The 21,606-nt window shown below is 65.2% G+C and carries 20 protein-coding genes; 3 read left to right on the top strand and 17 right to left on the bottom strand.

Annotated elements, in window-relative coordinates:
- Nucleotide 1 precedes the first annotated feature (1 nt).
- The 5 genes from phoU to pstS all read right to left on the bottom strand — a co-directional run bounded on the left by phoU (nucleotide 2) and on the right by pstS (nucleotide 4,530).
- A complete protein-coding gene (gene phoU, locus ASC91_RS09180) occupies nucleotides 2–709 on the bottom strand; it encodes a phosphate signaling complex protein PhoU (RefSeq protein ID WP_056195475.1) in 708 nt (235 codons plus the stop codon).
- 14 nt (nucleotides 710–723) lie between these two features.
- Nucleotides 724–1,509: a phosphate ABC transporter ATP-binding protein PstB gene (gene pstB, locus ASC91_RS09175; protein ID WP_056195472.1), complete on the bottom strand. Its 786-nt coding sequence runs from the start codon at nucleotides 1,507–1,509 to the stop codon at nucleotides 724–726.
- Between the two features lie 12 nt (nucleotides 1,510–1,521).
- Nucleotides 1,522–2,385 (bottom strand): phosphate ABC transporter permease PstA, encoded by an 864-nt coding sequence (gene pstA / locus ASC91_RS09170; RefSeq protein ID WP_056195469.1) that lies wholly within the window; start codon nucleotides 2,383–2,385, stop codon nucleotides 1,522–1,524.
- On the bottom strand, nucleotides 2,382–3,341 hold the full coding sequence (pstC, locus tag ASC91_RS09165) for a phosphate ABC transporter permease subunit PstC (protein WP_157281379.1): 960 nt from the start codon (nucleotides 3,339–3,341) through the stop codon (nucleotides 2,382–2,384). The genes pstA and pstC overlap by 4 nt, the downstream gene beginning before the upstream one ends.
- A gap of 151 nt (nucleotides 3,342–3,492) precedes the next feature.
- Nucleotides 3,493–4,530, bottom strand: coding sequence for a phosphate ABC transporter substrate-binding protein PstS (gene pstS / locus ASC91_RS09160; RefSeq protein ID WP_056197163.1), 1,038 nt, complete (start codon nucleotides 4,528–4,530; stop codon nucleotides 3,493–3,495).
- A 229-nt stretch (nucleotides 4,531–4,759) separates the two neighbouring features.
- Here pstS and ASC91_RS09155 point away from each other — a divergent pair, with 229 nt between their 5' ends.
- Nucleotides 4,760–5,239 (top strand): fasciclin domain-containing protein, encoded by a 480-nt coding sequence (locus tag ASC91_RS09155; protein WP_056195463.1) that lies wholly within the window; start codon nucleotides 4,760–4,762, stop codon nucleotides 5,237–5,239.
- Nucleotides 5,240–5,428: 189 nt separating this feature from the next.
- Here the strand turns inward: ASC91_RS09155 and glmM are convergent, their stop codons facing one another.
- The 4 genes from glmM to ASC91_RS09135 form a co-directional block, all read right to left on the bottom strand.
- Nucleotides 5,429–6,760, bottom strand: coding sequence for a phosphoglucosamine mutase (glmM, locus tag ASC91_RS09150; protein WP_056195460.1), 1,332 nt, complete (start codon nucleotides 6,758–6,760; stop codon nucleotides 5,429–5,431).
- A 14-nt stretch (nucleotides 6,761–6,774) separates the two neighbouring features.
- Nucleotides 6,775–7,617, bottom strand: coding sequence for a dihydropteroate synthase (gene folP, locus ASC91_RS09145; RefSeq protein ID WP_056195457.1), 843 nt, complete (start codon nucleotides 7,615–7,617; stop codon nucleotides 6,775–6,777).
- Between the two features lie 59 nt (nucleotides 7,618–7,676).
- On the bottom strand, nucleotides 7,677–9,575 hold the full coding sequence (gene ftsH / locus ASC91_RS09140) for an ATP-dependent zinc metalloprotease FtsH (RefSeq protein WP_056195454.1): 1,899 nt from the start codon (nucleotides 9,573–9,575) through the stop codon (nucleotides 7,677–7,679).
- 85 nt (nucleotides 9,576–9,660) lie between these two features.
- Complete coding sequence (locus ASC91_RS09135; RefSeq protein WP_056195451.1) at nucleotides 9,661–10,335, bottom strand: RlmE family RNA methyltransferase; 675 nt, start codon at nucleotides 10,333–10,335, stop codon at nucleotides 9,661–9,663.
- 20 nt (nucleotides 10,336–10,355) lie between these two features.
- Here ASC91_RS09135 and ASC91_RS09130 point away from each other — a divergent pair, with 20 nt between their 5' ends.
- A complete protein-coding gene (locus tag ASC91_RS09130; RefSeq protein WP_056195448.1) occupies nucleotides 10,356–10,829 on the top strand; it encodes a YhbY family RNA-binding protein in 474 nt (157 codons plus the stop codon).
- Here ASC91_RS09130 and ASC91_RS09125 read toward each other — a convergent pair.
- The 6 genes from ASC91_RS09125 to ASC91_RS09100 all read right to left on the bottom strand — a co-directional run bounded on the left by ASC91_RS09125 (nucleotide 10,807) and on the right by ASC91_RS09100 (nucleotide 17,500).
- A complete protein-coding gene (locus ASC91_RS09125; protein WP_056195445.1) occupies nucleotides 10,807–11,250 on the bottom strand; it encodes a DUF4149 domain-containing protein in 444 nt (147 codons plus the stop codon). The genes ASC91_RS09130 and ASC91_RS09125 overlap by 23 nt on opposite strands.
- Nucleotides 11,250–11,726, bottom strand: coding sequence for a transcription elongation factor GreA (gene greA / locus ASC91_RS09120; RefSeq protein WP_056195443.1), 477 nt, complete (start codon nucleotides 11,724–11,726; stop codon nucleotides 11,250–11,252). The genes ASC91_RS09125 and greA overlap by 1 nt, the downstream gene beginning before the upstream one ends.
- 79 nt (nucleotides 11,727–11,805) lie before the next feature.
- Complete coding sequence (carB, locus tag ASC91_RS09115; RefSeq protein ID WP_056195440.1) at nucleotides 11,806–15,084, bottom strand: carbamoyl-phosphate synthase large subunit; 3,279 nt, start codon at nucleotides 15,082–15,084, stop codon at nucleotides 11,806–11,808.
- Nucleotides 15,085–15,094: 10 nt separating this feature from the next.
- Complete coding sequence (leuE, locus tag ASC91_RS09110) at nucleotides 15,095–15,736, bottom strand: leucine efflux protein LeuE (RefSeq protein WP_056195437.1); 642 nt, start codon at nucleotides 15,734–15,736, stop codon at nucleotides 15,095–15,097.
- A 10-nt stretch (nucleotides 15,737–15,746) separates the two neighbouring features.
- Nucleotides 15,747–16,907, bottom strand: coding sequence for a glutamine-hydrolyzing carbamoyl-phosphate synthase small subunit (gene carA, locus ASC91_RS09105; protein WP_056195435.1), 1,161 nt, complete (start codon nucleotides 16,905–16,907; stop codon nucleotides 15,747–15,749).
- A 191-nt stretch (nucleotides 16,908–17,098) separates the two neighbouring features.
- The gene (locus ASC91_RS09100) at nucleotides 17,099–17,500 is read right to left on the bottom strand and encodes a heme-binding protein (protein ID WP_056195433.1); all 402 of its coding nucleotides are present in this window, start codon (nucleotides 17,498–17,500) and stop codon (nucleotides 17,099–17,101) included.
- Between the two features lie 88 nt (nucleotides 17,501–17,588).
- Between ASC91_RS09100 and ASC91_RS09095 the strand changes: the two genes are divergently transcribed.
- The gene (locus tag ASC91_RS09095) at nucleotides 17,589–18,281 is read left to right on the top strand and encodes a Bax inhibitor-1/YccA family protein (protein WP_056195430.1); all 693 of its coding nucleotides are present in this window, start codon (nucleotides 17,589–17,591) and stop codon (nucleotides 18,279–18,281) included.
- A gap of 187 nt (nucleotides 18,282–18,468) precedes the next feature.
- Here the strand turns inward: ASC91_RS09095 and ASC91_RS28780 are convergent, their stop codons facing one another.
- Both ASC91_RS28780 and rlmD read right to left on the bottom strand, forming a co-directional pair.
- Nucleotides 18,469–19,986, bottom strand: a complete 1,518-nt coding sequence (locus tag ASC91_RS28780; protein ID WP_082532551.1) for a glycoside hydrolase family 5 protein — start codon at nucleotides 19,984–19,986, stop codon at nucleotides 18,469–18,471.
- Nucleotides 19,987–20,240: 254 nt separating this feature from the next.
- The gene (gene rlmD, locus ASC91_RS09085) at nucleotides 20,241–21,605 is read right to left on the bottom strand and encodes a 23S rRNA (uracil(1939)-C(5))-methyltransferase RlmD (protein WP_056195427.1); all 1,365 of its coding nucleotides are present in this window, start codon (nucleotides 21,603–21,605) and stop codon (nucleotides 20,241–20,243) included.
- Between the last annotated feature and the right edge of the window lies 1 nt (nucleotide 21,606).

Here is a 21,606-nt window from a genome sequence, read left to right as displayed (position 1 = left end):
ATCAGCGCACCATCGTTTCAACCGCCTCGGGCGAGTTGTGTCGCACGTCCTGGCCCTTGACGACGTAGATGACGACCTCGGCCAGGTTCTTGGCATGGTCACCGACGCGCTCGATCGCCTTGGCGACGAAGACAAGGTCGATGGACGAGGAGATGGTGCGCGGGTCTTCCATCATGTAGGTGATGAGCTTGCGCAGCAGGCCGTCGAATTCCTTGTCGATCTCGTCGTCGTGCTTGAGCACGTCCAGCGCCCGCTCCACGTCCAGGCGCGCAAAGGCGTCGAGCGACTTGCGCAACTGGGTGGTGGCGAGCTCGGCTTCGAAGCTCAGGTCGGACATCGGCAAGCGCATGCGGCTCGACACGCCGCTGGCCACCAGGCGCTGCACGGTGCGCGCGATGCGCGCGGCCTCGTCGCCGACGCGCTCGAGGTTGGCAATGCTCTTGCTGATGGCGATCAGCAGGCGCAGGTCGCGGGCCGTCGGCTGGCGGCGCGCGATGATGGTCGAGAGATCGCGGTCGATCTCGATTTCCATCGTGTTGACGCGGCTTTCCTTGGTCAGCACTTCATCGGCCGATGCGGCGCTGAAGTCCACCAGCGCCTGCACGGCCTGGGCCACCTGGGCCTCCACGAGGCCGCCCATTTCGAGCACGCGGGTCGAGATGCCGCTGAGCTCGGCATCGAACTGGGTCGAGAGATGTTTGTCCACCATACCGTCCTCCTTGATCAGCCGAAGCGGCCGGTGATGTAGTCCTCGGTGTCCTTGCGCTTGGGCTTCATGAAGAGCTCAGCGGTCGGTCCGAATTCGATCAGGTCGCCCAGGTACATATAGGCCGTGTAGTCCGAGCAGCGCGCGGCCTGCTGCATGTTGTGAGTCACGATGGCCACCGTGTAGTCGGCCTTGAGCTCGTGGATGAGCTCCTCGATCTTGCCGGTGGAGATCGGGTCCAGCGCCGAGCAGGGCTCGTCGAGCAGCAGCACCTCGGGCTTGATGGCAATGCCGCGTGCGATGCACAGGCGTTGCTGCTGGCCGCCGGACAGGCCGGAGCCGCTCTGGTTGAGCTTGTCCTTCACCTCACCCCAGAGGGCGGCCTTCTTCAGCGCCCACTCCACGCGCTCGTCCATCTCCACGCGCGGCAGCGTCTCGAACAGCTTCACGCCGAAGGCGATGTTGTCGTAGATGGACATCGGGAAGGGCGTGGGCTTCTGGAAGACCATGCCAATCTTGGCGCGGATCAGCGAGACGTCGTCCTTGCTGGACAGGATGTCGTCGCCGTCGAGCAGGATCTGGCCTTCGGCACGTTGCTCGGGGTAGAGCTGGAACATGCGGTTCAGCGTGCGCAGCAGCGTGCTCTTGCCGCAGCCCGACGGGCCGATGAAGGCGGTGACCTTCTTCTCGGGGATGTCGAGGTTGATGTTCTTCAGCGCATGGAAGCTGCCGTAGAAGAAGTTCAGGTTGCGTACGGAGAGCTTGGCGCGCTCACCCACAGGCGTTTCGATCTTGGCGTCCATGAGATCGGATCCTTAGTGTTTGTTCTTGAAGAGCACGCGGGCCAGGATGTTCAGCAGCAGCACGCCCACGGTGATCAGGAAGACGCCGGCCCAGGCCAGCTGTTGACGGTTCTGATCGGGGTTCATTGCGAAGTCGTAAATCGTCTTCGGCAGATTCGCCATCGGCCGCGTCAAGTCCGTGGACCAGAACTGATTGTTGAGTGCAGTAAAGAGCAGGGGCGCGGTCTCACCCGACACTCGAGCCAACGCGAGCAACACGCCAGTGATCACGCCTGCCTGTGCAGCCTTCAGCGTGATCGACAGGATCACCTTCCATTTCGGCGTGCCAAGCGCATAGGCAGCCTCGCGCAGCGCGTTGGGCACAAGGCTGAGCATGTTCTCAGTCGTGCGGATCACAACCGGGACGACGAGTATGGCCAAGGCACAGACACCCGCCCAGCCGGAGAAGGACTTGAAGCGGATCACCACAATCGCGTAGACGAACAGGCCGACCACGATTGAAGGAGCCGAGAGCAAGATGTCGTTGATGAAGCGCACGGCACTGCCTAGCCAGGTCTTCTGGCCGTATTCGGCGAGGTAGACGCCGGCCAGGATGCCGACGGGCGTACCGATCGCCGTGGCAAGTGAAACCATGATTACGGATCCGAACAGCGCATTCGCAAGGCCGCCGCCCTCGCCCTGCGGCGGCGGCGTCATTTGCGAAAAGGTCGCCCAGCTGAGGCCGCCGATGCCGAGATAGATGGTCTCGAACAGAATCCAGATCAGCCAGAACACGCCGAAAGCCATGGCGCTGAGGGACAGCGCCAGTGCGATGACATTGGTGCGTTTGCGTTTGTGGTGCATCGCCCGGCGGCGGGCGTCAAGAGTAGAGCTCATGTGCGTGTCCCTTCACTCTTTTTCAGTCGCATCAACAGCAGCTTGGAGATGGACAACACAACGAACGTGATCAGGAAGAGGACAAGGCCGAGGTACATCAGAGAAGCCTGATGCAGGCCCTCGCCGGCTTCGGCGAACTCGTTGGCCAGCGTCGACGTGATGCTGCTGGCTGCCTCGAAGACCGACAGCGATTTCAGCTGGGTCATGTTGCCGATGACGAAGGTGACGGCCATCGTCTCGCCGAGCGCACGCCCGAGACCCAGCATGACGCCGCCGACGACCCCGGTCTTGGTGTACGGCAGCACGACGCGGGAGACGACCTCCCAGGTCGTCGCGCCCAGGCCGTAGGCGCTTTCCTTCAACATCGGCGGCGTGACCTCGAAGACGTCGCGCATCACCGAGGCGATGAAGGGAATGATCATGATCGCCAGGATGATGCCGGCCGACAGGATGCCAATGCCCACCGGCGGGCCCGTGAACAACGAGCCGATGAAGGGCACACCGGCGAACACTGCCTGCAGCGGCTCCTGTACGAAGGTGGCGAGGATGGGGCCAAACACCAGCAGGCCCCACATGCCGTAGACGATGGAGGGTACGGCGGCCAGCAGCTCAATGGCGATGCCCAGGGGGCGCTTCAACCAGCTGGGCGACAGCTCGGTCAGGAAGATGGCGATGCCAAAGCTGACCGGCACGGCGATGACGAGGGCGATGAACGATGTGGCCAGCGTGCCGTAGATCATGACCAGGCCGCCGAACTTCTCCTGCACCGGGTCCCATTCCGTGCTGGTCAGGAAGCCTAGTCCGAAGGCCTTGAGGGCCGGTGCCGCTGTAACGATGAGGGAACCGATGATGCCGACCATCAACAGCAGCGTCAGCCACGCTGCACCCTGCGACAGGGCCGCGAACAGCGCGTCAGCCCAGGGAGCGACGCGGCGGCGCTGGGGTTTGGGTTCCATCGGTGAAGTATGCGAGCGACGTTCGCTTCGATCAGCGCCTGCGTTGCCGGCTGGAAGGATGGCTGCCAAGGAACCTCCTGGGGTCTGAGAGAGAAAAGGCGCCTGATGTAACGAAGCCCGGCGAGGCCGGGCCAGGTTCAGCGCCTGGGCATCACTTGTAGGCCACCGCCTTGCCGGACGTGTCCTTGATCTCGCCCCACTGCTTGCGCACCAGATCCTTCACGGCGGCAGGCAGCGGCACGTAGTCGAGGTCGTCGGCCATCTTGTCGCCGTTGCCATAGGCCCATTCGAAGAACTTCAGCGCGGCACCGGCTTGCGCCGCCTTGTCCTGCGACTTGAACATCAGGATGTAGGTCGGGTTGGTCAGCGGCCAGGCAGTCTTGCCCGGTTGGTCGGTCGTGATCTGGTAGAAGGTCTTGTTCCAGTCGGCGCCGGCCGCGGCGGCCTTGAAGGCGTCGTCGCTCGGGTTGACCCACTGGCCGTCCTTGTTCTTCAGCTGGACGTAGGTCATCTTGTTCTGCTTCACATAGGCGTACTCGACGTAGCCGATGGAGTTGGGCAGGCGCTGCACGAAGGCGGCGACGCCCTCGTTGCCCTTGCCGGCCGTACCGGCCAGCCATTTGACCGTCGTGCCTTCGCCGACCTTGCTCTTCCAGTCCTCGCTGACCTTGGACAGGTAGTTGGTGAAGATGAAGGTCGTGCCCGAACCGTCGGCGCGCGCCACGGGGGCGATGGTGGCGTCCGGCAAGGCGACACCTGGGTTCAGCGCGGTCAAGGCCGCGTCGTTCCACTTGGTGATTTTGCCGAGGTAGATGTCAGCCAGCACGGCGCCGGTCAGCTTGATCTGGCCCGGGGCGATGCCCTTGATGTTGACGACGGGAACGACGCCACCAATGACCATGGGGAATTGCAGCAGGCCGTCCTTGGCCAGTTCCTCGTCCTTCAGCGGCATGTCGGAAGCGCCGAAGTCGACCGTCTTGGCCTTGATCTGGCGGATGCCGGCACCCGAGCCGACCGACTGGTAGTTGATGCGGGCGCCGCTGGCCTTGTTGTAGGCATCGGCCCACTTGGCATAGATGGGCGCCGGAAAGGTGGCGCCGGCGCCGGTCACGTCCTGGGCAAGGGCCGCCTGGGCACCGAACAAACTCACGACGATCGCGAGCGACTTGCTGACCTGGACAAATTTCATCTGAGACACCTTCCGCAGGGCGGGTTTGACGATGACCGGCATCCTAGGGATCGAATGTGACGATTGAGTGACTGCCCAGTCATCGATCCGGCCATTGGAGCGCGTCAAAGCCCGGCTGGGAAGCCGCCTGAACCGCTTTGTGACACTGTCATTTTCGATTCACGCGAGCGTCATATAGCGCTTCTAGAGTGCCGGCCTATCGTTTCCAGACACAAACGGAGCTTCCGAAATGACCCGTCGCACATCCCTGATCGCGTTGACCGCCAGCGCATGGCTGGTCGCCTGCGCCACCACCCCCGCGCCGGCGCCGCTGGCCGAGATGCTGGCCCGCGACCCTCAGCTCAGCACCTTCAACCGCCTGGTCGCCCAGGCCGGCCTCGCCGACGAACTGCGTGCCGCCGGTCCGCTGACCGTCTTCGCGCCCAGCGACGACGCCTTCAAGGCTGTGCCGGCCAAGACGATGGAAGCGCTGGCCGCTGACCCGGCCCAGCTCAAGGCCGTGCTGGGCTATCACGTCATCGATGGCCGTGTTGCGGCCGCCGATGTGAAGCCGGGCACCGCCAAGACCCACCAAGGCGCCACGCTGGCCCTGGCCAAGGCTGGCAGCTTCGTCACGGTGGACGATGCCGTCGTGCAGCAGGCCGACATCGTCGCGACCAATGGCGTGGCCCACGTGGTCGACCGCGTGCTGATGCCGCCGAAGAAGTAAATCAGGCTCCAGCAAGCAGAAGGCCGCCACAGGGCGGCCTTTTTGTGGGCCGAGCGCTGGGCCGCTCCCGAGCCGGCCCGCATCTGGCGATGTGCTTGCCGGTCGATCCGGCAAGCATCGCCGTCCCCTTGGGGGACCGGTCAGGCACGCATGCGTTCAGCAGCGCGAGACTGGACGAGGGGCTCCGTTTCAAGACGAGACAGCATCCACCAGGCGCTGGGCACAGCGCTGGGCGATTGTGGCATCCGAGGCCTCGACCATGACGCGCAGCAAAGGCTCGGTGCCCGAGGCGCGGATCAGGATGCGACCCTTGTTGCCCAGCTCGGCCATCACCGCCGCCTGCTCGTCGGCCAGGCGCGTGCTGCTCTTCCAGTCCTGGCCGGCGGCCAGGCGCACGTTGATCAAGGTCTGCGGGAACAGGTCCACGCCTTGCAACTGCTCCGCCAGGCCGCGTCCGCTGCGGCAGACGGCCTGCAGCACCAGCAGCGCGCTGACGATGCCGTCGCCCGTGGTGTGCTTGTCCAGCGCCAGCAGGTGGCCAGAGCCCTCGCCGCCCAGCTGCCAGCCGCGCGCGGCCAACTCTTCCAGTACATAGCGGTCGCCGACCTTGGCGCGCACGAACTCGACGTCGCGCGAACGCAGCGCCAGCTCGACGGCCATATTGGTCATCAGCGTACCGACGGCGCCCGGCACGCGCAGCCCTTGGGCGAGGCGGTCGGCCACCATCACGTAGAGCAGTTCGTCACCGTTGTAGAGGCGACCGTTGGCGTCCACCAGCTGCAGCCGGTCGGCGTCGCCGTCCAGCGCCACGCCGTAATGAGCGCCGTTGGCCTTGACAGCCTCGACAAGGGCCCCGGGCGCTGTCGCGCCGAAGCCGGCATTGATGTTGAAGCCGTCGGGCTTGCAGCCGATCGAGATGACCTCTGCGCCCAGCTCATGGAAGACATCGGGCGCGACGTGATAGGCCGCGCCGTGGGCCGCGTCGACGACGATCTTCAGCCCCTTGAGCGTCAGGTCCGAGCCGAAACTGTTCTTGCAGAACTCGATGTAGCGACCGCGCGCATCTTCCAGGCGCTTGGCACGACCGAGGTTGGCCGAATCCACCCACTGCGGCGCCTCTTCCAGCGAGGCTTCGACGGCCAGCTCCCAGGCATCGGGCAGCTTCTCGCCCTTGGCCGAGAAGAACTTGATGCCGTTGTCGGCAAACGGGTTGTGCGAGGCGCTGATGACGACGCCGAGATCCAGGCGCAGTGCGCGCGTCAGGTAGGCCACACCCGGGGTCGGCAGCGGGCCGGTCAGCAGCACATTCACGCCGGCCGAGGCAAAGCCGGCCTCCAGTGCGGACTCGATCATGTAGCCCGAGATGCGCGTGTCCTTGCCGATCAGCACCGTGGGCCGCTCGTCCGTCTTGCGCAGCACGCGACCGACGGCATGGCCCAGGCGCAGCATGAAGTCCGGCGTGATCGGGTCCTGGCCCACCGTGCCCCGAATGCCGTCGGTTCCAAAATACTTGCGGGCCATCGAGCTCTTCCTTCTTATTTCGTGGCAGGGATTGTCGCCGCATCGACCGCGGCCCAGACCTTGAGCGCGTCCACGGTGGCGGCGACATCGTGCACACGAATCACGTTCGCGCCTGCGCTGACGGCCCGCAGCGCGGCGGCCAGGCTGGCCGGCAGGCGCTGGTCCACCGGCCGACCGGTGATGTCGCCCAGTGTGCGCTTGCGCGACCAGCCCACCAGCAGCGGATAGCCCAGCCCGGCCAGGCGTTGCTGCCCGGCCAGCAGCTGGAGGTTGTGCTCGGCGCTCTTGGCAAAGCCATAACCCGGATCCAGCGCGACGGCATCAGCCGGGATGCCCGAATCTCGCGCAGCTTGCGCGCGTTGGGCGAGAAAGGCGCCGACCTCGGCCACCACATCGCCGTAGACCGCCAGCTCCATCATCGACGCCGGCTCGCCGCGCATGTGCATCAGGCAGACACCCGCACCGCTGCCGGCCACAGCCGCCAGCGCGCCGGGCAGTTGCAGGGCCTGCACGTCGTTGACGATGTCCGCACCGGCATCCAGCGCGCGGCGCATCACGTCTGGCTTGTAGGTGTCGACCGAAACGGGAACGCCTAACGTGACCGCCGCGGCCAGCACCTTGTCGATACGCGCCCATTCGCTGCCGGCATCGACGCGCGGCGCGCCGGGGCGGGTGGACTCGCCACCGATGTCCAGGATGTCGGCGCCTTCTGCCACCAGGCGCTCGCAGTGCGCGATGGCGGTCCGGGTGTCGTCATGCCGGCCACCGTCGGAAAAGGAATCCGGCGTCACGTTGACGATGCCCATCACGCGCGGGTGGCTCAAATCAAGGCGGAAGCGGCGGGTCTGCCAATGCATGGGCGGCTCGGAATGGAAAACGGGCCCGGTGGAAGCCGGGCCCGTCGTTGGGGTGGGGATCAGGCCGCGGCGGGGGCGCCGTCGGTGCTGACCGGCGGCGTGCCACCACCGGTCGGGCCGCTCGGGGTCGGCTTGTCGTCAGGCGCGCGCGGGGGGCGGCCGGCCATGATGTCCAGGATCTGGTCGCGGTCGATGGTTTCCCACTTCATCAGCGCCTCGGTCATGGTCTCGACCTTGTCGCGGTTGTCCTCGAGGATCTTCTGCGCGACGGCGTACTGCTGGTCGAGGATGCGGCGGATCTCGCCGTCGACCTTCTGCTGCGTGCTCTCGCTGATGTTGGCCGTCTTGGTCATGCTGCGGCCGAGGAAGACTTCGCCCTCGTTCTCGGCATAGACCATCGGGCCGAGCACCTCGCTCATGCCGTAGCGCGTCACCATGTCGCGGGCCATGCGGGTGGCGCGTTCGTAGTCGTTGGATGCACCGGTCGAGATGTCGTGGACGAACAGGTCCTCGGCAATGCGGCCGCCGAACATGATGCTGATGCTGTTGAGCATCTGCTTGAAGTACAGGCTGTGCTGGTCACGCTCAGGCAGCTGCCAGGTCACGCCCAGGGCGCGCCCGCGCGGCATGATGGTGACCTTGTGAACCGGGTCTGTGCCGGGCAGCAACTCGGCGACGACGGCGTGACCAGACTCGTGGTACGCCGTGGCGCGCTTCTCGTCCTCGGTCATGACCATGCTCTTGCGCTCGGGGCCCATGTAGAGCTTGTCCTTGGCGCGCTCGAAGTCGATCATTTCCACCAGGCGACCATTGCGGCGCGCGGCGAACAGGGCAGCCTCGTTGACGAGGTTGGCCAGGTCGGCACCGCTCATGCCAGGCGTGCCGCGGGCGAGGATGGACGCGTTGACGTCCTGGCCGATAGGCACCTTGCGCATGTGCACGTTCAGGATCTGCTCGCGGCCGCGGATGTCCGGCAGCGTGACATAGACCTGGCGGTCGAAGCGGCCGGGGCGCAGCAGCGCGGGGTCGAGGATGTCGGGTCGGTTGGTGGCGGCGATGACGATGACGCCGAGATTGGTCTCAAAGCCATCCATCTCGACCAGCATCTGGTTCAGCGTCTGCTCGCGCTCATCATTGCCACCGCCCAGGCCTGCGCCGCGATGGCGGCCGACGGCGTCGATTTCGTCGATGAAGATGATGCAGGGCGCGCTCTTCTTGGCCTGCTCGAACATGTCTCGCACGCGGGCCGCGCCAACGCCGACGAACATCTCGACGAAGTCGGAGCCCGAGATCGTGAAGAAGGGCACCTTGGCTTCACCGGCGATGGACTTGGCCAGCAGCGTCTTGCCGGTACCCGGAGGGCCGACCAGCAACACACCACGCGGGATACGGCCACCGAGCTTCTGGAATTTCTGCGGATCCTTCAGGAAGTCGACCAGTTCCTTGACCTCTTCCTTGGCTTCATCGCAACCAGCGACGTCGGCGAAGGTGACGGTGTTGTTGGCCTCGTCCAGCATGCGGGCCTTGGATTTGCCGAAGCTGAATGCCCCGCCCTTGCCGCCACCCTGCATCTGGCGCATGAAGTAGACCCAGACACCGATCAGCAGCAGCATCGGCGTCCAGTTGATCAGCATGCTGACCAGGAAGCTCTGCTCTTCACGCGGCTTGATGTCGAACTTGACGCCGTTGTTGCGCAGGTCGCCGACCAGGCCACGATCCTGGTAGGTGGCCAGCGTGCGCAGCTTGTTGCCTTCGGTGTCTTCGGCGTAGATGTCACCGGTGATGCCGTCGGGCAGCGTCGCGGATTTGATCCGGCGCGCCTGGACGAGATCCAGGAACTCGGAATAGGTCACCTGCTTACCGGGTGCCGTGGTGCCGCCGAACTGCTTGACGACCGTGAACAGCACCAGCGCGATCACGATCCAGACGGCGAACTTCGAAAACCATTGATTGTTCACTGCGACTCCTTGGCCCTGATGGCCCAGCGCGGGTTTCAGGACAGTGGGGGCGATTTTAGGGGCGGCAAGGGGCCTACCCCTGTAATCAGCGGTTTTTCAGTCCCATGCCCACCAAGAATGTCTCGGAAGAGCGGATGCGGGAGGCTTTGGGCTTCACGACCTTGAAGACCTTGAAATGTGTTTTGAAGAGGTTCACGAGCTCGTCGTAGCCGCTGCCATGGAAGACCTTGGCCACCAGCGCGCCCTCGGGCTTGAGGTGGCTGCTGGCGAAATCGACGGCCAGCTCGACCAGGCCGGAGATGCGGGCGGCATCGGTGGACGCAATACCCGACATATTGGGCGCCATGTCCGACACGACGACGTCCACCGGACGGCCGGCCAGAGCCGCCTCCAGCTCTGCCAGCACCGCGTCCTCCTGAAAATCGCCCTGAATGAACTGCACGCCCTCGATGGGTTCGAACTCCAGCACGTCCAGCGCAATGATGCTGCCGTTGAGCTGCCCCACCGCCGCCCCGCCCCGCCCCGCCTCCGTGGGCGCGAACCGGCGGCGCAGATATTGGCTCCAGGCACCGGGCGTGGCACCCAGGTCGACGACGATCTGGCCCGGGCGGATCAGCTTCAGTTCCTCGTCGATTTCCTTGAGCTTGTAGGCCGCGCGCGAGCGGTAGCCGTCCTTCTGCGCCTGCTGCACATAGGGATCCGAGACATGGTTGTTCAACCACGCCTTGTTGAGCTTCTTGCTTTTGGTTTGAGTTTTCATGCCTACGGGATAATACGGGGATGCCTCAAATCATCCTGACCCCTGCCCAGCGCAAGGACAAACGCTCCGACGCCCACCATCTCGACCCGGTCGTGATGATCGGCGGCGATGGCCTGACCCCCGCCGTCGTGAAGGAAGTGGACCTGGCGCTGAAGGCTCATGGCCTGATCAAGGTGCGGGTGCTGGGCGACGACCGCGCTGCGCGCGAAGCCATGTTCGCCCAGCTCTGCGACGAGCTGAACGCCGCGCCCATCCAGCACATCGGCAAGCTGCTGGTGCTGTGGCGGCCGATTCCGGAGAAGGCAGCCGCCGAGCGCACCGACGCCCGGCCCGGCCCGCGCGTGGTCAAGATCGTCAAATTCTCCAAGAGCGGCAATGGTCGGCCCCAGGTCACCAAACTCAAGGTGCTGGGCAACCAGCGCGTCGCCCAGGGTGGCGAACTCAAGCGCGCCAAGCGCCGCATGACCAGCGTCAAGAAGAACGTCGCGGACTGATCCAGGCCAGGGCCAGCACCGCCAGGCCCTTCACGCCGAAGAACGCGAGCGAAGCACCATGCAGCGCCGCGAAGGATGCGACCCCGGCGCCGGCCTTCGCGTCTGCCATCAGCGGTTGCAGGCCGTAGTAGCCGGCAATCGTGCAGAACAGGGCCACGACCGGCAGCAAGAGCCGGGCTGAAAACTGTTGGCTGACGCCCCCGCCCTCCAAGGTGTCACGGGCGATGCGTCGCTCGATCATCATCAGCACCAGCCCCAACGCCAGGCTGACCTGCGCCTCGATCGCAAACACGCGTGCGACGAAAGCACCGGCCTGGGCGCGCTCCAACACCGCGAAGGCGCTGGGCGCCGCAGCGAAGGCCACACACAGCAAAAAGCCGCCCCAGAGGGCGGCCAGCAGGGCTTGGAGCCGAGCGAACATCACTCGTAGCGCACTTCGACGATTTCGTAGCGCTTGATGCCGCCGGGGGCCTGCACTTCGGCGACATCACCGGCCTCCTTGCCGATCAGGGCGCGGGCGATCGGCGAGCCGACCGAGATGCGGCCATGCTTGATGTCGGCCTCGTCGTCACCTGTGATCTGGTAGGTCACTTCGGTGCCGCTGGCTTCTTCTTCCAGGTCCACCGTTGCGCCGAACACCACGCGACCGCCAGCGTCCAGCGTCGAGGGATCGATGATCTGCGCCGCCGCGAGTTTGCCTTCGATCTCGAGGATGCGGCCTTCGATGAAGCCCTGCTTGTCCTTGGCTGCGTCGTACTCGGCGTTCTCGCTCAGGTCACCCTGGGCACGCGCTTCGGCAATTGCCTGGACGACGGCATGACGTTCGACGGTCTTGAGTCGGTGCAGCTCGGCTTTGAGCGACTCGGCGCCGCGCTTGGTCAGGGGAATGGTCGTCATGGCAAAAACTCAATGGGCAAAAAGAGTTCCGCCGCTGCGGCCCGGTCGGGCTGCTGCGGCGGAATCGATGGGCTGTAGTTTAAGCCAGCTCGGCGTGCAGTTCCTGCAGGGATTGCACGGTCAGGCCGTCACGGTGTTTCATGCCTTCGACCGCGGCTTCACAACCGGCCATGGTCGTGTAATAGGTCACGCGGTTGGCCAGAGCCGCCTGGCGGATGTAGCGGCTGTCAGCGATCGCCGTGCGGGTCTCGTCGACCGTCGTGAAGACGAGCTGGATGTCGCCTCCCTTGAGCGCGTCGACGATGTGCGGGCGGCCGTCCTTGATCTTGTTGATCAGCTTGACCGGCACGCCGGCCTCGGTGATCGCAGCCGCCGTGCCGCGCGTCGCGACGATGCCGAAGCCCAGCGCATGCAAATCCTTGGCGATGGCGATGGCGCGGGCCTTGTCGCTGTTCTTGACCGTGATCAGCACGTTGCCCTGGCGCGGCAGGCGCGAGCCGGCGCCGATCTGGCTCTTCAGCATCGCCTCCCCGAAAGTCTTGGCTGCGCCCATCACTTCGCCGGTCGAACGCATCTCGGGGCTGAGGATGGGGTCCACGCCCGGGAATTTGTTGAACGGGAAGACGGCTTCCTTGACGCTGAAGTAAGGCGGGATGACCTCGGCCGGCACGCGACCCTTGCGGTCGCGCTGGTCGACAAGCTTCTGGCCGGCCATGCAGCGCGCAGCGATCTTGGCGAGCTGCTGACCGGTGGCCTTGGACACGTAGGGCACGGTGCGCGAGGCGCGCGGGTTCACTTCCAGCACGTAGACCGTGCAGGCGGCGAGGCCTGCGGTCACGTCGCCCTGGATGGCGAACTGCACGTTCATCAGGCCGATGACCTTCAGCGCCTTGGCCATCGCAGCCGTCTGGCGGCGCAGCTCATCCTGCAGGTCTGCAGCCAGCGTGTACGGCGGCAGCGAGCAGGCCGAGTCGCCGCTGTGGATGCCGGCCGCCTCGATGTGCTCCATGATGCCGCCGATCATCACGTCGCCCGCAGCGTCGGCGATGCAATCGACGTCAACCTCGACGGCGTCTTCCAGGAAGCGGTCCAGCAGCACGGGCGACTTCTCGGACACGCGCACGGCTTCGCGCATATAGCGCTCCAGGTCCTTGTCGCCGTGCACGATCTCCATCGCACGGCCGCCCAGCACATAGCTCGGGCGCACGACCAGCGGGTAGCCGATCTCGTTGGCCAGCGCCACGGCCTGATCTTCATTGCGTGCAGTGCGGTTGGGTGGCTGGCGCAGGCCCAGCTCGTGCAGCAGCTTCTGGAAGCGCTCGCGATCCTCGGCGATGTCGATGGAATCGGGCGTCGTGCCAATGATGGGCACGCCGGCACGCTCCAGATCAAGTGCGAGCTTCAGCGGCGTCTGGCCGCCGTACTGCACGATGACGCCGACCGGCTTTTCCTTGTCGACGATCTCCAGCACGTCTTCCAGCGTGACCGACTCGAAATAGAGGCGATCCGACGTGTCGTAGTCGGTCGAGACGGTCTCGGGATTGCAGTTGACCATGATGGTCTCGTAGCCGTCCTCGCGCATCGCGAGCGCGGCGTGAACGCAGCAGTAGTCGAACTCGATGCCCTGGCCGATGCGGTTCGGGCCACCGCCCAGCACCATGATCTTCTTCTTGTCCGTCGGGTTGGCCTCGCACTCGGCGTCGGCGCCTTCGTAGGTCGAGTACATGTACGCCGTCTGCGTGGCGAACTCGGCCGCGCAGGTGTCCACACGCTTGTAGACCGGGCGCACCTTCAGCGCGTGGCGGCGTTCGCGCACGGCGTGCTGGTGCGTGCCCAGCAACTTGGCCAGGCGCTTGTCCGAGAAGCCCTTGCTCTTGAGCAGGCGCAGCTCTGCCTCTGTGATGGACTCGATCGCCCGGCCCTTCAGCTCGCCTTCGATCTGCACGAGTTGCTCGATCTGCGCGAGGAACCACGGGTCCACCGCAGTCTCTTCATAGATCTCGTCCAGCGTCATGCCGATGCGGAAGGCGTCGGCCAAGAACAGGATGCGCTCGGGGCCGGCTTCGCCGATCTCCTGCACGATCTCTTCACGATCGGCCGAGCGCTCGGTCAGGCCGTCGATGCCGGTCTCCAGGCCGCGCAGCGCCTTCTGGAAGGATTCCTGGAAGGTTCGGCCCATGGCCATCACTTCGCCGACGGACTTCATCTGCGTCGTCAGCCGCGAGTCGGCCATCGGGAACTTTTCGAAGGCGAAGCGCGGGATCTTGGCGACGACGTAATCGATGCTGGGCTCGAACGACGCCGGCGTGATGCCGCCGGTGATGTCGTTTTTCAGCTCGTCCAGCGTGTAGCCGACTGCCAGCTTGGCGGCGATCTTGGCGATGGGGAAACCCGTTGCCTTGGAGGCCAGCGCCGAGGAGCGCGACACGCGCGGGTTCATCTCGATGACGACCATGCGGCCGTCCTTCGGGTTGATGGAGAACTGCACGTTGGAGCCGCCGGTGTCCACGCCAATCTCGCGCAGGATGGCGATGCTGGCGTTGCGCAGCAGCTGGTATTCCTTGTCCGACAGCGTCTGGCTCGGCGCCACGGTGATGGAGTCGCCGGTGTGGATGCCCATCGGGTCGAGGTTCTCGATGGAGCAGACGATGATGCAGTTGTCCGCCTTGTCGCGGACGACCTCCATCTCGTACTCCTTCCAGCCGATCAGGCTCTCTTCGATGAGCAGTTCGTTGGTCGGCGAGAGGTCCAGGCCACGCTTGCAGATGGTCTCGAACTCTTCCGGGTTGTAGGCGATGCCGCCGCCCGAGCCGCCGAGCGTGAAGCTGGGGCGGATGACCATCGGGAAACCCGCGCCACCGATCTCGGCGTGGATGCGCTTCTGCACGGCCCAGGCTTCTTCCAGCGAGTGCGCGATGCCGGACCGGGCCGAGCCCAGGCCGATCTTGGTCATCGCGTCCTTGAACTTGAGGCGGTCCTCGGCCTTCTCGATGGCATGCTCGTTGGCGCCGATCATCTCGACGTTGTACTTGGCCAGCACGCCGTGCTTGTGCAGGTCCAGCGCGCAGTTCAGCGCCGTCTGGCCGCCCATGGTCGGCAGCACGGCATCCGGCCGCTCCTTGGCGATGATCTTCTCGACCACCTGCCAGGTGATGGGCTCGATGTAGGTGACGTCCGCCGTGTCCGGGTCCGTCATGATCGTCGCGGGGTTGCTGTTGACCAGGACGACCTTGTAGCCCTCCTCGCGCAGCGCCTTGCAGGCCTGGGCGCCCGAGTAGTCGAACTCGCAGGCCTGGCCAATGATGATCGGACCCGCGCCGATGATGAGGATGGTTTTTAGGTCTGTACGTTTCGGCATGGCGGTCTGCTTAGAGAGTGGCCGTGGCCAGCTTGGCCCCGAACCCAACGAAAAGTGCGCCGACGCTGGCGTTGGCAGTGCTGGACAGCCGGCGGCGCGCGCGGAAGGCGGCGGCCAGGCGGGCGCCGGCAAAGATCAGCGTCGAGAGATAGATGAAACTCAGCACCTGGATGATGCTTCCCAGGATCAGGAAGGTCAGCGCCGGATGCGGATAGGCCGGGTCGACGAACTGGATGAAGAAGGACAGCAGGAAGGCGATGGCCTTGGGGTTCAGCAGGCTGACGACCAGGGCCTTCTTGAACGGCTGGCTCGCGTCGACGAGGCGCGGCGCCTCGTCCGTGCTGGCCTCACCGCGCCACGTGCGCATCGCGCCGCGCAGCAGCTGAATGCCGATCCAGCCGAGGTAGATCGCGCCGACCATCTTCACGACAAAGAAGATCTGCGGGCTGGCCATCAGCAGCGACGCGCCGCCAGCGGCAGCCGCAGTCATCAGCAGCGTGTCGCCAACGAACACACCGCAGGCCGCCCCATAGCCGGTACGCACGCCGCGCTGAGCAGCAACGGACAGCACGTAGATCGAGTTGGGCCCGGGCAGCAGGATGATGAAGGTCGCCGCCGCGAGGAAGGTGCCGAGGTCGGTGATGCCGAACATGGGGGGCTCCTCAGGCTTTGTTCATCAAGCCAATGAAACGGTCGAACAGATAGGCGATGTCGTGCGGGCCGGGGCTGGCTTCAGGGTGGCCCTGGAAGCTGAAGGCCGGCTTGTCGATGCGGGCGATGCCCTGCAGCGTGCCATCGAACAGGCTCACGTGCGTGGCGCGCAGATTGGCCGGCAGCGTGTCGGGGTCGACCGCGAAACCGTGGTTCTGGCTGGTGATGCCGACGCGGCCGCTGTCCAGGTCCTTGACCGGGTGGTTGGCGCCGTGGTGGCCGAACTTCATCTTGAAGGTCTTGGCACCGCTGGCCAGCGCCAGGATCTGGTGGCCCAGGCAGATGCCGAAGACGGGGATGCCGGATTCGATCAGCTGCGCCGTGGCCTTGATCGCGTAGTCGCAAGGCTCCGGGTCGCCAGGGCCGTTGGACAGGAAGACGCCGTCCGGCTCCAGGTCGAATACGGCGCTGGCGGGCGTCTGAGCCGGCACGACGGTGACCTTGCAGCCGCGCTCGGCCAGCATGCGCAGGATGTTGAGCTTGACGCCGAAGTCGTAGGCGACGACGTGAAACTTCGGTGCGGTCTGCGTGCCGTAGCCGCTGCCGAGCTTCCACTCGGTCTGCGTCCAGGTTTCGTTCTCGGTGCGGCTGACGACCTTGGCCAGGTCCAGGCCGGACATCGACGGTGCGGCCTTGGCGGCGGCCACCGCGGAGTCGATATGCGCTTGCGTCAGCGCTTCACCGGCGGCCAATGCCAGGATGCAGCCGTTCTGTGCGCCGTTGGTGCGCAGCACGCGGGTCAGGCGGCGGGTGTCAAGGCCGGCAATGGCCACGGTACCTTCGTCGCGCAGGTACTGGTCAAGCGTGCGGCCCGAGCGGAAGTTGGAGGCGCGCAGCGGCAGGTCCTTGATGACGAGGCCGGCGGCATGCACCTTGGCGGCCTCGACGTCTTCATCGCTGACGCCGTAGCTGCCGATGTGCGGATACGTCAGCGTGACGATCTGCTTGCAGTAGCTGGGGTCGGTGAGGATTTCCTGGTAGCCGGACAGCGCGGTGTTGAACACCACTTCGCCGACCGTCTGGCCCGTTGCGCCGATGGATTGGCCTCGGAACACCGTCCCATCCGCCAGAGCCAGAATTGCTTGAGGGGGATGAAGCAGGTCGGTCAGCACAAGGGTCTCCGCAAATGGGGCGCGTGCCCAGCATCAACCCGGCCGAAGACGGGTCAATTTGAGGAAACCAACAAGGTTTTCGCCGGGCAGCAAGTGGGTTCAGGTAAACCCATCGAGTATAGCCGACTGGGGTTAGTACGGAGGCTTCGCGACCGCCTTGCGACGGCTTCGTGGCGCCTCGAAGTGCCGCTTCAGAGTGCCGAAATACCAGCCTTGGCGATCTCGGCATCCTCGCTGGACTTCACACCGCTGACGCCGACGGCGCCCACGCACTGCCCGTCAACGAGGATGGGCACGCCGCCCTCCAGCAGGCCGTGCATGCCGGGCACGCTGAGGAAGGACTGCCGCCCGCCGTTGATCATGTCCTCGTAAATCTTGGATTCGCGCCGGCCCAAGGCCGACGTGTGCGCCTTGGCCGGCGCAAACATCGCCGAGCTGGGCGCGGCGCCATCCAGGCGTTGCAGCCACAGCAGGTGGCCGCCGGCGTCGACGATGGCGATGGACACCGCCCAGCCCTTGCTGACTGCATGGGCCTCCGCTGCGGCGGCGATGCGCTTGACGTCTGCGAGTTCGAGTTGAGATTGCTGTTTCATGGTCTTGCTTTCCGGGGGATAGACCCCAATGTAGCGGCCCAGCGGGAGCCTAGAATTCCCTCGGTCCTTTTGCCTCCGGAGCATCGTCATGAACGACAGTCTGCAAACCTCTTACGGCCATGCCGGCAACGGCCTGGCTGTTGACCGGCAGCGCGTACTGCGCAACACCTATTGGCTGCTCGCCCTGTCGCTGGTGCCTACGGTGCTGGGTGCCTGGATCGGCGTATCCACCGGCTTCATGGCCAAGATGGGCTTCGGCATCAGCACGCTGGTCTTCTTCATCGGCGCCTTCGGCCTGATGTTCGTCGTCGAAAAGACCAAGAACAGCAGCATGGGCGTCGCAGCCCTGCTGGGCTTCACCTTCTTCATGGGCCTGATGCTGTCGCGGCTGATTGCACAGGTGCTGGGCTACCGCAACGGTTCCAGCTTGATCATGACGGCCTTCGGCGGCACGGCAGCGATCTTCTTCGCGATGGCCAGCCTGTCCACCATCATCAAGCGCGACCTGTCGTCCATGGGCAAATTCCTGGTCGTTGGCGCGATCGTGCTGATGGTCGCCGGCATCGCCAACATCTTCCTGCAGTCGTCAGCGCTGATGCTGACCATCCTGGTGCTGATGCTGGGCGTGTTCTCGGCCTTCCTGCTGTATGACATCAAGCGCGTCATTGACGGCGGCGAGACCAACTACATCTCCGCCACGCTGGCCATCTACCTGGACCTCTACAACGTGTTCCAGAGCCTGCTGTCGCTGCTCGGCATCTTCGGCGGCGAGCGCGACTGATTGACTCACCCCCGGAGGCGCTTTGCGCCTCCCCCTCAAGGGGGCTGAGCCCGGACAGAAACAGTCCTGAGGACTGTTTGTGCCTGGCGAAGGACAAGGCCTCAGGCCTTGGCAGCCGCCAGTGGCCCGGCAAAGCCGGTTCCACGGCGGCCGCCTGATGAAGGAGCCTGCTGACGCGGCTCCTTTTTTATTGGGCGCCCGGCTTGAAGTTCTTCAACACAAAGGGTGCGCTCACAATGATCGGCTGGCCCACCTGCCCGACGTGCGCCGACAGCATCACCGTGCCTGCAGCTTGGTTTTCTTGGACTGTGCCGTTCAGCACCACGGGCTCCAGCTTGTTGGTCAGCGTGGCCACACTGGACAGCAGGGCCGTGTAGGGCGCTGCATTCAGTTGCAGCGAGATGGGCACGCTGACCTTGGCCTTGGCGTCGTCCGTATCCAGCCGCATCCACATGAGCACCTGCAGCTTGTCGCCCTTGCGGATCTCGCCGGTGATGGGCGTGATCACGCCGTTGTCCCAGACGTTGGCGCGCTTGCCCTGCAGGTCGACGCGCAGGCAGGTCTTGCCCGAGGCCTCGCAAGCCACCTGCTGTGTGGATTGGCCCTCGCCATAGACCGACCAGGCACTGACCTTGGCTGAATTGATCAGGTGATCCAACGCGGGGTCACCGCCGCGCGCCACCTGGGGTGTCGACGCGCCGGGTGCCGGCACGAGGGCACCCAGAATGGGTCGGACCCAGCCGTCTGCCTGCATGTCCCAGACGACGAAGTCTGAGTCGAACTGCCAATAACTCCAACCGAAGCTGCGCGCCTCGGCAGCTCGGGCGACCGCCGCAGTCCAGGCCACGCGCTGCGCCATGCCCGCCGTCTCCAGGGCACCGAACTCGCCCAGCAGAATCGGCCGGCCGGTGCGCTGGCTCCAGGCCTTGACGCGGTCAAAGTCCTGCTTGAGCTTGTCCAGCTCGGCGGCCGTGCCCCAGGTCACGCCGGACAGCTTCTGGAACTGCGGCGTCCATGACGCGCCCTGGTGGGTGAACTCCATGGGCGTGTAGTAATGGAAGGTCACGACCAGGTTGCGGTCGGACTCGGGCAGCTTCAGGGTGTCGAGCTGATCCAGCGAGTTCCAGAACTTCGGCCCGACGACGACGCGGCGCTTCGGGTTGGTCTCGCGGATGATGGCCAGGTTCTCGGCCAGCATGTCGTTCCATACCGCGTCGGCCGCGCCGTTGGGCTCGTTCAGGATCTCGAACAGCACCGCGTCGGGCGCGTCCTTGTAGCGCGGGGCGATTTGGCGCCAGAAGGCCTTGAGTCGCGTCCGGCACTTGTCGATCTCCTTGGCGCAGTCGTTGAAGTTGTGCTGGTCCAGGATGACCTGCAGGCCCGCGCTCAGCGCCGCGGCTGTCATCTCGTCCAGCGTCTTCAGCCAAGCCGTCGACAAGCGGCCTTCGGCGTCCATGTGCTCGAAGGCATGCAGGTTCAGGCGCACATGGTCGAAGCCACCATCGCGGATGGCCTGCATATGGCGCAGCTGGAAGCGCGCCTTGGCCGGCTCGCTCCAGAGCGGGTCATAGCCCAGCGCGTTCACGCCGCGTTTGAGGGCCGGTTGCGGCAGGGCCAGGGTGGTTTGCGCAAGCGCGGACGATGCGAGCCCGAGGGCCAGGCAGGCAGTGCCCAGGACTCGGGGCAACAGATTTCGAATGGGCATGCTGGCTTGTCTCCTGTGGAAGTCATGACGCCGGCCGGGTGGACCCGATGCTCGGCAAAACAACTAAACAATGTTGTTTATTCATTTTGTCTACTTCGCACCGGGACCGAGTCCGGACTAACACGTAGGCCGAAAAGCAAAAAATCCCGGTCGTCGCAATGGGCGAGCCGGGATTTACTTGAGCAACGTGCGCTTCAGCGATCGAAGACTGCGATCGATTAGTTCCGGCATCACATCGCCGAAGCGATATGAGCCTACTCTGAAGCACCGCGGTCGAAGACCGCAATGCTTTCGACGTGCGCCGTGTGCGGGAACATGTTGACCGCGCTGGCCGCCGTGCAGCGATAGCCCGCCACATTGACGAGCAAGCCGGCATCGCGCGCCAGCGTTGCCGGGTTGCAGCTGACGTAGACGATGCGCTTCGGTGCCATCCAGCCCGGCGCCAGCGACGGGTCCTGGGCGATGTCCGCCACCGCCTTGGCCAGCGCAAAGGCGCCTTCGCGCGGCGGGTCGATGAGCCAGCGGTCCGCTGCACCATCCAATGCCAGCAGTTCAGGCGTCATCTCGAACAGGTTGCGCGCAACGAAGCTCGCCTTGTGCGCCAGGCCGTTCAGCGCCGCGTTCTCGCGCGAGCGCTGCACCAGGGTCTCGCTGCCCTCGATGCCCAGCACCTCGCGCGCCTTGGTGGCCAGCGGCAGCGTGAAATTGCCCAGGCCGCAGAACCAGTCGATGACCCGGTCATCCGGCTCGACAGCCAGCAGGCGCAGCGCACGGCCGACCAGGGTGGCGTTGATGTGCGGGTTGACTTGCGTGAAGTCGGTCGGCTTGAACGGCATGGTCACGCCGAACTCGGGCAGGCGGTAGGCCAGTTGCGGCCCGCCTTCGTCGAGCAACTTGACCGTGTCCGGCCCTTTGGGCTGCAGCCACCACTGCACGCCGTGTTTGGCGGCGAACTCGCGCAGCAGCGCGATGTCGCCGTCCGGCAGCGGGTTCAGGTGGCGCAGCACCAGCGCAATGACCTCGTCGCCCATGGCCAGTTCGATCTGGGGTAGGCGGTCGCGCTCGGCCATCGCCATGATCAGCTCGCGCATCGGCATCAGCAGGTCGCTGACGACCTTGGGCACGACCTTGCAGACCTGCATGTCGGCCACATAGCGGCTCTTGCGCTCGTGAAAGCCGATCAGCACGACGCCCTTCTTCTGCACATAGCGCACCGAGAATCGCGCGCGGTAGCGATAGCCCCAGGTCGGGCCCTCGATGGGCCGCAGCAGCACCTCGGCCTTGACCTTGCCGAGATGCCAGAGCTGGTCCTCCACCACGCGCTGTTTCACCGCCACCTGGGCGCCGGCCTGCAGATGCTGCATCTTGCAGCCGCCGCAGGCGCCGGCGTGCAGGCCGAAGTGCGGGCAGCCCGGCGTCACGCGCAGCGAGCTTTCCTTCTTGATTTCGGTGAGCTGGCCTTGCTCCCAGTTGTTCTTGCGGCGCGAGATCTGCGCCTTCACGATCTCACCCGGCAAGGCACCGTCGATGAAGACCACCTTGCCCTCGGCGTTGTGCGCCACGCCCTGCGCCTCAAGTTCGATACTTTCGACCTTGAGCCATTCCGTCGTCTGATTCATC

Source organism: Pelomonas sp. Root1237, from assembly GCF_001425055.1.
Taxonomy (GTDB): Bacteria; Pseudomonadota; Gammaproteobacteria; order Burkholderiales; family Burkholderiaceae_C; genus Pelomonas.
This window is presented reverse-complemented; position numbering and strand designations above follow the sequence as displayed.

What these genes read in the sequence shown, in the direction of transcription:
- folP (WP_056195457.1), bottom strand. Translation starts at nt 7,617, where the DNA reads ATGCATTGGCAGACCCGCCGCTTCCGCCTTGATTTGAGCCACCCGCGC.
- pstA (WP_056195469.1), bottom strand. Translation starts at nt 2,385, where the DNA reads ATGAGCTCTACTCTTGACGCCCGCCGCCGGGCGATGCACCACAAACGC.
- ASC91_RS09130 (WP_056195448.1), top strand. Translation starts at nt 10,356, where the DNA reads ATGCCTCAAATCATCCTGACCCCTGCCCAGCGCAAGGACAAACGCTCC.
- ASC91_RS09125 (WP_056195445.1), bottom strand. Translation starts at nt 11,250, where the DNA reads ATGTTCGCTCGGCTCCAAGCCCTGCTGGCCGCCCTCTGGGGCGGCTTT.
- glmM (WP_056195460.1), bottom strand. Translation starts at nt 6,760, where the DNA reads ATGGCCCGCAAGTATTTTGGAACCGACGGCATTCGGGGCACGGTGGGC.
- pstC (WP_157281379.1), bottom strand. Translation starts at nt 3,341, where the DNA reads ATGGAACCCAAACCCCAGCGCCGCCGCGTCGCTCCCTGGGCTGACGCG.
- ASC91_RS28780 (WP_082532551.1), bottom strand. Translation starts at nt 19,986, where the DNA reads ATGCCCATTCGAAATCTGTTGCCCCGAGTCCTGGGCACTGCCTGCCTG.
- pstB (WP_056195472.1), bottom strand. Translation starts at nt 1,509, where the DNA reads ATGGACGCCAAGATCGAAACGCCTGTGGGTGAGCGCGCCAAGCTCTCC.
- carB (WP_056195440.1), bottom strand. Translation starts at nt 15,084, where the DNA reads ATGCCGAAACGTACAGACCTAAAAACCATCCTCATCATCGGCGCGGGT.
- ASC91_RS09135 (WP_056195451.1), bottom strand. Translation starts at nt 10,335, where the DNA reads ATGAAAACTCAAACCAAAAGCAAGAAGCTCAACAAGGCGTGGTTGAAC.
- ASC91_RS09095 (WP_056195430.1), top strand. Translation starts at nt 17,589, where the DNA reads ATGAACGACAGTCTGCAAACCTCTTACGGCCATGCCGGCAACGGCCTG.
- greA (WP_056195443.1), bottom strand. Translation starts at nt 11,726, where the DNA reads ATGACGACCATTCCCCTGACCAAGCGCGGCGCCGAGTCGCTCAAAGCC.
- rlmD (WP_056195427.1), bottom strand. Translation starts at nt 21,605, where the DNA reads ATGAATCAGACGACGGAATGGCTCAAGGTCGAAAGTATCGAACTTGAG.
- phoU (WP_056195475.1), bottom strand. Translation starts at nt 709, where the DNA reads ATGGTGGACAAACATCTCTCGACCCAGTTCGATGCCGAGCTCAGCGGC.
- pstS (WP_056197163.1), bottom strand. Translation starts at nt 4,530, where the DNA reads ATGAAATTTGTCCAGGTCAGCAAGTCGCTCGCGATCGTCGTGAGTTTG.
- leuE (WP_056195437.1), bottom strand. Translation starts at nt 15,736, where the DNA reads ATGTTCGGCATCACCGACCTCGGCACCTTCCTCGCGGCGGCGACCTTC.
- ASC91_RS09100 (WP_056195433.1), bottom strand. Translation starts at nt 17,500, where the DNA reads ATGAAACAGCAATCTCAACTCGAACTCGCAGACGTCAAGCGCATCGCC.
- ASC91_RS09155 (WP_056195463.1), top strand. Translation starts at nt 4,760, where the DNA reads ATGACCCGTCGCACATCCCTGATCGCGTTGACCGCCAGCGCATGGCTG.